The organism is Planobispora rosea, assembly GCF_014648175.1.
Taxonomy (GTDB): domain Bacteria; phylum Actinomycetota; class Actinomycetes; order Streptosporangiales; family Streptosporangiaceae; genus Planobispora; species Planobispora rosea.
In genome coordinates this window covers 152,646-162,264 of the sequence record NZ_BMQP01000018.1, presented here as the reverse complement: position 1 = coordinate 162,264, position 9,619 = coordinate 152,646, and the positions used below count along the sequence as shown (strand labels likewise).

The 9,619-nt window shown below is 70.8% G+C and carries 7 protein-coding genes; 3 read left to right on the top strand and 4 right to left on the bottom strand.

From position 1 onward, the window contains the following. Positions 1-181: 181 nt before the first annotated feature. A complete protein-coding gene (locus tag IEZ08_RS19795) occupies positions 182-877 on the bottom strand; it encodes an NAD(P)-dependent oxidoreductase (RefSeq protein WP_189242647.1) in 696 nt (231 codons plus the stop codon). 312 nt (positions 878-1,189) lie between these two features. Between IEZ08_RS19795 and IEZ08_RS19790 the strand changes: the two genes are divergently transcribed. Together IEZ08_RS19790 and IEZ08_RS19785 are read left to right on the top strand one after the other, a co-directional pair. Continuing rightward, a complete protein-coding gene (locus tag IEZ08_RS19790) occupies positions 1,190-2,113 on the top strand; it encodes an RNA polymerase sigma-70 factor (protein ID WP_189242646.1) in 924 nt (307 codons plus the stop codon). Positions 2,114-2,268: 155 nt separating this feature from the next. Continuing rightward, a protein-coding gene (locus IEZ08_RS19785) for an IS3 family transposase (protein WP_373294367.1) occupies positions 2,269-3,482 on the top strand; the annotation gives its coding sequence in 2 pieces (ribosomal slippage) (positions 2,269-2,578 and positions 2,578-3,482; 1,215 coding nt in all). 71 nt (positions 3,483-3,553) lie between these two features. Here the strand turns inward: IEZ08_RS19785 and IEZ08_RS19780 are convergent. Then, a complete protein-coding gene (locus IEZ08_RS19780; protein ID WP_229803301.1) occupies positions 3,554-3,853 on the bottom strand; it encodes a hypothetical protein in 300 nt (99 codons plus the stop codon). Between the two features lie 333 nt (positions 3,854-4,186). Next, positions 4,187-5,392: an acyltransferase family protein gene (locus tag IEZ08_RS19775; RefSeq protein ID WP_229803299.1), complete on the bottom strand. Its 1,206-nt coding sequence runs from the start codon at positions 5,390-5,392 to the stop codon at positions 4,187-4,189. Between the two features lie 344 nt (positions 5,393-5,736). On the opposite strand from IEZ08_RS19775, the gene IEZ08_RS19770 reads away from it, so the two are divergent. Then, entirely contained in the window at positions 5,737-7,164 is a 1,428-nt protein-coding gene (locus tag IEZ08_RS19770) for a pentapeptide repeat-containing protein (protein WP_189242644.1), read from the top strand. A gap of 101 nt (positions 7,165-7,265) precedes the next feature. Here IEZ08_RS19770 and IEZ08_RS19765 read toward each other — a convergent pair whose 3' ends face one another. Further along, entirely contained in the window at positions 7,266-9,605 is a 2,340-nt protein-coding gene (locus tag IEZ08_RS19765) for an arylsulfatase (protein WP_189242643.1), read from the bottom strand. Between the last annotated feature and the right edge of the window lie 14 nt (positions 9,606-9,619).

The window sequence follows — 9,619 nt, the reverse complement described above, 5'->3', positions numbered from 1 at the left end:
GCCGGACAATCGTTTGAAAGAGGGTCACCCTTGTGGGTGGCCCTTTTTCGCGTTTACGGGGCTTTCCGGATTCAAGGACTTGCGCCGTCTCGTGGTTCTGAACCTCTTCGTGAGGTGCTTGAGGGGCTGCTCGCCCAAAGAAGACCGGCCTAGTGCCGCATCAGGCCCGGAGGAGACCGGCTCAGCCTTTGGCCAATGCCTCGCGGCGGATCCACTGGAGCAGGGTGGGGTTGCCGACGGTGGTGATGACGCTGATGGTGGCGCGGACGTAACGGTCGTCATCCAGCAAGGCCAGCATGCTCGCGGCCAGGTCCGTCCGGGAGGTGAACCTGGCGTCGGCGTGGCCCTCGACGAGGGTGTAGTCGGTGACCGACGGCAGGTTGTAGAGCCCGCTCGGGCGTAGGATCGTCCAGTCGAGATCACTGGCGCGGACCAGCGCCTCCATCCGCCGCATGTCGTCGTACAGCGTCTTGCCCAGCACCCGGGTCACGTAGGGCAGCATCACCCGGTTGAACAGGAAGCCGCCGTCGGAGTACGGGCGCGGGTCGACGCCGCTCGAGCTCACCACGGCGAGCCGGCGCACCCCGTGCCGCTTCATCGCGGCGACGATGTTGGCCACCCCGCGCGAATAGGTGGTGATGGGTTCCTTGCCCGGGGGCACGCCGAGCGTCGACAGCACCGCCTCCTGCCCGGCCACGGCGGTGTCGACGGCGGTGGCGTCGAGCACGTCGGCGCCGACGACGTCGAGCCGTCGATGGCGCAGGGGAAAGGAGCCCGGCTGCCGGGTGATCGCGGCAACCTGGTGTCCGGCTGCGAGTGCCTGGCCGGTGAGCAGGCGGCCGGTGGGGCCGTTGGCGCCGAAGACTGCGATACGCATGACCATCGTCCTTCTCGGAGGCTGTTTTTCCCGGGACGAGACAGCCCCGCCGTTCTGTGACATCGGCAGATCATGGGCGATCGCACGCCCATGCGGCCTTCCTTCGCTGTCCCGCCTGACGTGTCACAGAACGACCTGCCTGTCTCGTCATGGTTAGCGGAGATAGACGCAGACGTCAGAAAGGTGATGTGTTGTGCGGGTGTTCATGGTCGATGAGGAGGGAAAGTCCGGGGCGACGTTGAGGGAGCGGCGCCACGAGGCGCGGCGAGTGCTCTGCCGGTCCTGGCGGCACGACGGCAGGAAGGAGCCGGCGTGAGCCGGGCCCGGGAGTTCGAAGAGCTACGGCCGCTGCTGTTCTCCATCGCCTACCGGATCCTGGGCAGCGTGAGCGAGGCCGAGGACGCCGTCCAGGAGACCTGGCTGCGCTACGAGGCCTGCCCGACCCGGCCTGCGTCGGCCAAGGCGTTCCTGTCGGCCATGGTGTCGCGAATCGCGATCGACGTGCTGCGCTCGGCACGCATGCGGCGGGAGGAATATGCCGGGCAGTGGTTCCCCGAGCCGCTGCTGGCCGACCCGTACGAGGACCCTGAGCGCTCGGCGGAGCTGGCCGACACGGTTTCGATGGCGGCCCTGCTGCTGCTGGAACGGCTCAGTCCGCTGGAGCGGGCGGTCTTCGTGCTGCGCGAGGTGTTCGGGTTCGGCTTCGGCGAGGTCGCCGCCGCGGTCGGCCGTTCTGAGGCGGCCTGCCGCCAGCTCGCCGTACGAGCACGCCGCCACATGGACGCCGGCCGCGCCCGTTTCGCCGCCGATCGCCAGGCGTGGGAGGAACTGGCGGGACGCTTCTTCGACGCCTTCCGCGAAGGCGACGTGGCCGGGCTGCGCGAGCTGCTGGCCGCCGACGTGCAGATGGTCGGCGACGGCGGCGGCAAGGCCCCGCTGTGGGGCACAGGTGTCTTCGGCGCCGAGAACGTGGCCCGGATGCTGGCCGCGTTCGTCGCACCGTTCATCCGGATCGGCGGCCTCGTGGAGCCGCACGAGGTGAACGGCCAGCCAGGCGCGATCTTCCGCGACCGGGACGGCAGGATCGTCAACACCTTGACCCTCGACATCTCGGATGGGCAGATCCAGACCATCCGAGCCGTGATCAACCCCGACAAGCTGCGGCACCTGGGCCCCGTGGCCGACGCGTGGGCGGTCGTCCGCGAGACCAACCGAGCCCGTCGGCCCCAAAGTTGACATCCACCCTGCCGGGCCGCGTGGCCTTCCTCAGTGCGAAGGCGAGGACGGCCGTCCGCCGCGGCCTGCTGATGATGGTCATGGTCGGGCCCTCGCCCCGGGGTGTGGACACCTTGACTACCGGATGATGGAGATCCGGAGACAAGGAGTTCCACGTGGCGATGAAGTCGTACCCGCCGGAGTTCAAGGCCGACGCCGTCGCGTTGTACCTGTCGGATCCGGCGCGGACGCTCGCCTCAGTCGCTCAAGATCTGGGCATCAGCCGCGAGACGCTGCGCAACTGGGTGCGCGCCGCGCAGGCGGACGGCACCGCAGGAGCCAAACAGACGGGCCCGGCACGCAAACCGATGCCTGTCCCGCTATCGTCCGACGACGTGCTGGAAGCAGAAAACAAGCAGCTTAAAGCCCGGATCCGGGAGTTGGAGCTGGAGCGTGACATCCTGCGCCGGGCCGCGAAATATTTCGCCGGAGAGACGAACTGGTGAGCCGCTTCGAGTTCGTTGACGACCACGCGGGCGCCTTCGGCGTCAAGCGGCTGTGCCGGGTGCTGAAGGTGTCGCGCTCGGGCTTTTACCGGTGGCGCAAGGCGGCGCCGGCCCGGGCGCAGCGGGCCGCGGCCGATGCCGCCCTGGCGGAGGAGATCAAGCAGATCCACGCGGAGTTCGACGGCACCTACGGCAGCCCGCGCATCACCGCCGAGCTGCACGCCCGGGGCCGCCGGGTCAACCACAAGCGCATCGCGCGGGTGATGCGCCGTTTCGGCATCGTCGGGCTGCACCTGCGCACCAAGGTGCGCACCACGGTGCCCGAGCCGTCCCATCAGAAAGTGCCGGACCTGATCCGGCGGGACTTCACCGCGCCGGCTGCGAACCGGCGCTATGTCGGCGACATCACCTATCTGCCCGTCGCCGAGGGCCGGTTCCTGTATCTGGCGACCGTGCTGGACTTGGGCTCACGCCGGCTGGCGGGCTGGTCGATCGCCGATCATATGCGCACCGAGCTGGTGAGCGACGCGCTGCGCGCGGCCGCCGCGATGCGGGGCAGCCTGCACGGCGCGATCTTTCATGCCGATCATGGGGCGCAGACCTCGGCCGCCTTCGCCGAGGTCTGCGCCGAGCTCGGCGTGCGCCAATCCATGGGCGCCGTGGGCACCAGCGCCGACAACGCCGCGGCGGAGGCGTTCAACGCCACCTTGAAACGCGAGACGCTGCAGGGTGCCAAGGGCTGGTCTTCGGTGAGTGAGGCCCGCCTGGCCGTCTTCAAGTGGATCACCCGTTACAACACCCGCAGGAGACATTCCACCCTGGGCTACCTCAGCCCGATCGACTACGAGCAGCAGACCACCGATAGGGTGCTGCTCGCCGCATAACAACCCGTGTCCACACTCCGGGGCGAGCCCCCGTCACCCCCGACGACCTGTCCGAACTGGCTATTGCCGTATCAGGCAACGTTCGCCCTGTCGACGACGGCGCGTAGGCGTCGGTCGTCGGCATGGCGGTTGCGCCAGATGATGTAGCGGCGGATGATGCTGCCCTGCTCCTTGCGGCCGGCATGGTCGGTACCGTCCAGGGCGAAGTAGCGCAGCGCGGTGAACTGGGCCTCGATACGGTTCAGCCACGAGCTGTCGGTCGGCGTGTAGGCGATCTCGACATTGTTCGCCGCGGCCCAGTCACCGACCCGGCCGTCACGCTTCGTGCTCAGGTGCGGGGAGAAGTCGTCGCACACGATCGCGATCCGCATCTCGGGCGGATACAGACTGCGCAGGTAGCGGCAGAACTCAGGAACCTCGTCCGGTGCTTCCTCGGCTTGGTGTGCCCATAGACCTTGTCTTTTCCCAGGTCGTAGGCGGTGAACAGATGCCGGACCCCGTGCGGGCGGGTGTAGGTCGCCCGGCGGCGGGGCCGGGGTTCCCGGCCGGTTTCGATGTGGCGATCTTCTTGATCTCGCGGCGCTCGGGCAGGGTGAAGGTCTTGGGCCGTCCGCCCCGGTACGTGGGCTGCAGGACGGCAACACATCGTCCGGCGCAGCGACCGGACGACGATCGCAACGGGGTGAACGTTGCCTGATGCGGCACTAGCTGCGGATGCCGAACAGGAACCGGGTCACTCGCGTGCGCCGTACCAGCAGGTCGTACGCCGCCAGGGTCAGGATGAGCGTCGCCGTGACGATCGCCGTGTACTTGACCCCCATCGGGGCGTCCCAGCGCACCACACCGTAGGCGACCGCGACGAGGATCGGCTGGTGCAGGATGTACACGGGGAGGACGGCCGCGGCCAGATACGCGTAGACCCGCCGGGACGGGGTGCTGGGCGGTGTTCCGTTCCCGGGGGAACCGCTCTCGGCATTCCGCAGGGAATCCCCCGCGGAATACCAGCCGGGAGCCGGAGCGCGGCGGCGGTCGAGGAGGCCCAGGATTCCGGCCAGGAAGCACCATCCCGCCGCGCCGTACAGCGCGCGCGAGCCGATCGCCAGCGGGGTCAGGTCGGTGAGGGGATCACCGCCGGGAGCCTCAGACGTGATCAGGAATCCGGGCATGGCGCCCAGGAACAGCACCAGGCCGGCGACAGCCGCCGGGATGGCGTCGCGGCGCATCGCCGTCCGGAACCGTTCGTCGGAGGCGAGCACGAACCCGTACAGGAAGAACAGCAGGTACGCCCAGCGGCTCCACCCGGCGTAGGACTCCTCCAGCCCCGCCAGCGCGCTGATCGCCGAGACCGGGATCGCCGGGAGCAGTATGACGCCGCGCCGTCTCACCGCCGTGGCCAGACGGTCCACGAGGCGACGTCCCCGATCCCGGGGGAACAGGCGGACCAGCGGCGCCAGCAGGAGCGAGAAGGCCAGCAGCAGCACCACGAACCACAGATGGCCGGTCTCGAAGTGCTCGCCCTGCAGGACGAAGGGGAACTCGGCCGGGTCCAGCCGCACCGCGAAGAAGCGCGGGAGGAAGTCCGGGTAGGACTCGTGGTAGCCGGGATCGGCCCGGAGCCGCAGCCACTGCGGCACCGGGATGATCGTGAGGGTGGCGAAGACCAGCGGCACGCCGAGCCGGAGCAGCCGTTCCGCAGCGAACCCGCCGGGACCGCGGCGGCGCAACGAGTGCCGTGAGCCCAGTCCGGAGATGAGGAAGAGAACGGGCATCGCCCACACCACGGCGAGACCGGCGATGATCGTGGTGACCTCGGTGGTCTCGGGGTTCTTCACGTAGTAGTCGTCACGGGCGTCGAACACCAGGGCGGAGTGGAAGAAGATCAGCCCCACCACCACCAGGACGCGGATCACGTCGAGCTCCGGTCGGCGGGAGGGTGCCGCCCTCGCGGGTGTCTCTGCGGGTGCCGCCTCCGCAGGTGCCTCCCCGGGCACCTCTGCGGGCGCCCCAGCGCGTGCCGTCGTCGTTCGGCTGTCCTTCGTCGGGTCCACCGTCGGGTCCACTCTCGGTTCTCCTCCCGGGACACCGGAATCCCGGTGCTCTCCTCACCCAACGAGGAGTCCGCGGCGTGAGTTCTCCCGCGGAGGGGCGATGCGCGGGAAGCGGGTTCGTCCGGGAGGCTGGAAGCTGCGGTGTCCGGAGCGGACGGAGCACGGTGGACGGAGCACGGTGGACGGAGCACGGTGGATGGAGAACGATGCCTGGTGAGCGGCGCGCGGTCACGCGCGAGGAACTGGAGAAGTCCGCCCGGGGACGGGCCCGGCTTGAGGACGTCGCCGCGCGGGGCCTCGACCTCGCGGATGCGTGGCTCCCCCGCCTGGAGGCGGACTTCCTGGACGCCTCCGGGGCGGATCTGTCCGGAGCCAACCTCTCCGGGGCTCACCTCATGGACTGCGACTTCATCGGTGTCAGGTGCGACCGGGCGGGGTTCAGCGGAGCCACGCTCTTCCAGTGCGGTTTCGAGGACGCCGTCGGTGAGAGCGTCTCCTTCTCCGGTGTGCGCTCCACGATGAGCCAGTGGCGGCGGGCGGAGCTTCCCCGGGCGGGCTTCCGCCAGGCGCTGCTCTCCCACGCCGACTTCCAGGGGGCGGGACTGGAGGAGGCGATGTTCGACCTGGCCGACGGTGAGGAGGTGGTCTTCCGGGATGCCCGGCCGGTCCGCGCGTCGTTCCGGGGCGCCGTGTTGCCGGGGGCGGACTTCCGCGGGGCCGACCTGCGGGACGCGGACTTCAGCCTGGCCGATCTCACCGGAGCCGACTTCACCGGGGTCCTCCTCGACGGGGCGGTGTTCGGCGGTGCGGCCATCGGTTCGGCGCGTTTCGACGGGGATCCCCCCGCCGTCGAGCCGCGGCCGCCCGCCGTCGATCGTACATCGGCCCTGCGGGAGCACCTGCGCCGCGGAGAGGCGCAGCAGGCCGTCGAACTGTACGGCCGCCGTCCGGGAGCATGGGTCTGGGAGGCGCTGAAAGGCGGAGGCCTGCAGCGGGCCGCGACCGGGCAACTCCTCCGGCGCCTGCTCGGGGACGACACGCTGCTCGTGCTGCACCGTGCGTGCCGGGCCACGGCGGATCTCTCCCGGGGTGAGGGCATGGCACTCGACGTCGTCGAGGAGCTGTCCGCCCTGCTGGCCTCCGGCACCGCGGTGCACGCGCCCGAACACGGGGGGCAGGTGCGGTTCACGATGGATCCCGGGCGGGAGGCCGCGTTCGCCCTGGGCGGTCTCATGCGCCACCCGGAGACCAGGCCGGCCGCCGAGGCGGCACTGCGCGCGGGTCTGGGCGGCCGGGCGGTCGTGACGGAGCGCTGTGCCGCCGGCCTCGTGGCGCGACTGGCGGAGGAGGGCCGGTGGACCGAGATAGGCGAGCTGCTCTCGTCGGACCGGCCGCGTGTTCACCGGGGGGTCGTCCTCGGCCTCGAACGGCATATCGGCGACGCGGGGGAGATCGCGAAGTGGGAGAAGGAGAAGCGCAGGCCGCCGTCGCGGGACGTGCGCTCCGCCTTCGCCCTGCTGGAGGAGCTGTGCGGGCACCCCGACCCGAAGATCGCCGGTCTCGCCCAGGTCCGGAAACGGTCCGTCGACTGGGTGCGCCGGTACTTCACCGACGTCGACGAATCGCAGGCCTGACGGCGCGTCCGACGAGGAGGCCCGCCCGGGAGAGGGGTCCGGGCGGGCCGGCGGGGGGGGGAGCCCTGGTCGGCCGGCGGACGGTTCCGGCCGGTGGGCTCTCAGTCGTAGGCCTCGGCCGCCGCGCGCAGAGCGGCCAGGACCTCCTTCGGGTCGTAGTCGGCGGGTTCTCCCGGACGGTAGGTGACCGAGATCAGGTCCCCGCTGTAGGGGAAGGCGCCGTGGCGCTCGTAGAGGGCCCACGAGACGGGGGACCGGCGGTCGACGCCGATGTCGATGCCCTCCATGGGGGCCAGGCCGATCAACATCTGCACGCTCTCCAGCCGGGCGGTCCGCGCTCCGTCCTGCTCGACCGTGAAGTCCCAGCGGTAACCGGGCAGGGCCTTCGCCGTCAGCGACACCACCCGCGTGCCCGGCCGGACGACGGCGCCCGCCGTCTCCCACAGCACGCCGTACTCGTTGTAGGCGAAGCGCAGGCGGCCGTCCTCGATGAAGAGGGCGTAGCCGCCGCCCTGGTCACCGTGGGCGAGGAGGACGCCCTGGTCGCCGCGGCCGTGCGTGAGCCGTACCTCCACCCGGAAGTCCCGGAAGGCGATGAGCTGGGCGGCGCGGTAGCGCTCCAGGGTGGGCGTGCCGGGCAGCAGCACGACCGGTTCCCGGAAGGCGTCCTCCGCCGGGGGGCGGGCCGTCCACAGGTAGCCGGTGCCGTCGTCGAAGGGGAAGACCTGGTTGTCCCAGGCCGCCCTCTCCCAGGCCGCGGCCAGTTCCGCGACCAGCTCCGGCCGTTCGGCGGCGAGGTCACGGGCCTCGGTCGGGTCGGTGCGCAGGTCGTACAGCTCCCAGGGGTCCTCGTCGTACGGGCGGCCGGGCCGGTGCAGGGTGACCAGTTTCCAGCCGTCGCGGTAGAAGGCGCGGTTCCCGGTCATCTCGGCGTACTGCTCGGGATGGGTGCTGGGCGCGGCCGGGTCGGCCAGGGCGTCGGCGAAGGAGCTCCCGTCGAGGGAGGCGGCCTCCCCGCCGCGCCACGTGTCCGGCCGGGTCACCCCGGCCAGTTCCAGCAGGGTGGGCAGCACGTCGGTGACGTACTGGTAGCGGTCGCGCAGCCCCGGCTCGACCGGTCCGCCCGGCCAGGACAGCACGAACGGCACGCGTACGCCGCCCGCGTGGGTGGTGCCCTTGTAGAGCCGGAACGGCGTGTTGGAGGCCATGCCCCAGCCGCGCGGATAGTGGACCATGGTCTGCGGCCCGCCGATCAGCTCGGGGTTGCGGGGCACGTCGGGGGTCCAGTCGGCGGGCAGCTTCGCCCGGTTGACGAACTGCTTGAAGTACGAGCGGGTGCCGCGCACCCCGCCCTCGCCGGTGCCGCCGTTGTCGGAGGTGAAGATGACGATGGTGTCGTCCAGCTCGCCGTACTGCTCGATCACCGTCAGCAGGCGGCCCAGGTTCTGGTCGACGTTGTCGACCATCGCGGCGTAGACCTCCTGGTAGCGGGCGAACAGCTCGCGTTCCTCCTCCGGCAGCGGGTCCCAGGCGGGTACGTCCTGGAACTGCTCGGAGTCGCGCGGCGGCAGCACCGTGCCCTCGGGGAACAGCCCGGTGCCGAGCTGCCGGGCGAAGCGCTCCTCGCGCAGCGCGTCCCACCCCTCGGCGTACTTCCCGCGATATTTCGCGATGTCGGAAGACTTGGCCTGGAGCGGGCCGTGCACCGCAGGGTGGGCGAGGTAGAGGAAGTACGGCTTGCGCGCGTCGTGCGCCCGGAGCGACTTGATCATCCCGATGGCCTGGTCGGTGAGGTCGTCGGTGAGGTAGTACCCCTCGGGGTAGGCGTCGGTCTCGACGGGGGAGTTGTCGCGGATGAGCCGGTGCGGGTGGTGCAGGCTGGTCAGGCCCTCCAGGATGCCGTAGAAGCGGTCGAAGCCCCGTTGCGTCGGCCACGACGAGCGGGGCGCGCCGTCGTTCATGGTGGCGTCCTTGGTGAGGTGCCACTTGCCGACCGCGAAGGTGGCGTATCCGGCCTCGCGCAGGACCTCCGGCAGGGTCGGCACGTCCTCGGCGATCTCGAAGGTGTGGCCGGGGAAGCCCGGGTCGGCGTTGGCGACGAAGGCGTATCCGGCGCGGTGGTGGTTGAGCCCGGTCAGCAGCGAGGCGCGCGAGGGTGAGCAGAGCGGGGTGGTGTGGTAGTTGGTGAAGCGCAGCCCCGATGCGGCCAGCCGGTCCAGCGTCGGGGTCTCGATCTCCGAGCCGAACGGGCCGACGTCGGCGAAGCCCATGTCGTCGAGGAGGACCACGACGATGTTCGGCGCGCCCTCGGGGGCGCGGGCCGGCTCGGGCCACCACGGGGTGGAGTCGGCCACCGTACGGCCGACGTGTCCGGCGAAGCGCCGCCCGTGGGAGGTGTCCCGCCCCGGCGAGGGGCCGGAGGCGGCGGGGAGGGGGGACAAGGGGTTCTCCTTCC

What these genes read in the sequence shown, in the direction of transcription:
- IEZ08_RS19795 (WP_189242647.1), bottom strand. Translation starts at nt 877, where the DNA reads ATGCGTATCGCAGTCTTCGGCGCCAACGGCCCCACCGGCCGCCTGCTC.
- IEZ08_RS19780 (WP_229803301.1), bottom strand. Translation starts at nt 3,853, where the DNA reads ATGCGGATCGCGATCGTGTGCGACGACTTCTCCCCGCACCTGAGCACG.
- IEZ08_RS19770 (WP_189242644.1), top strand. Translation starts at nt 5,737, where the DNA reads ATGCCTGGTGAGCGGCGCGCGGTCACGCGCGAGGAACTGGAGAAGTCC.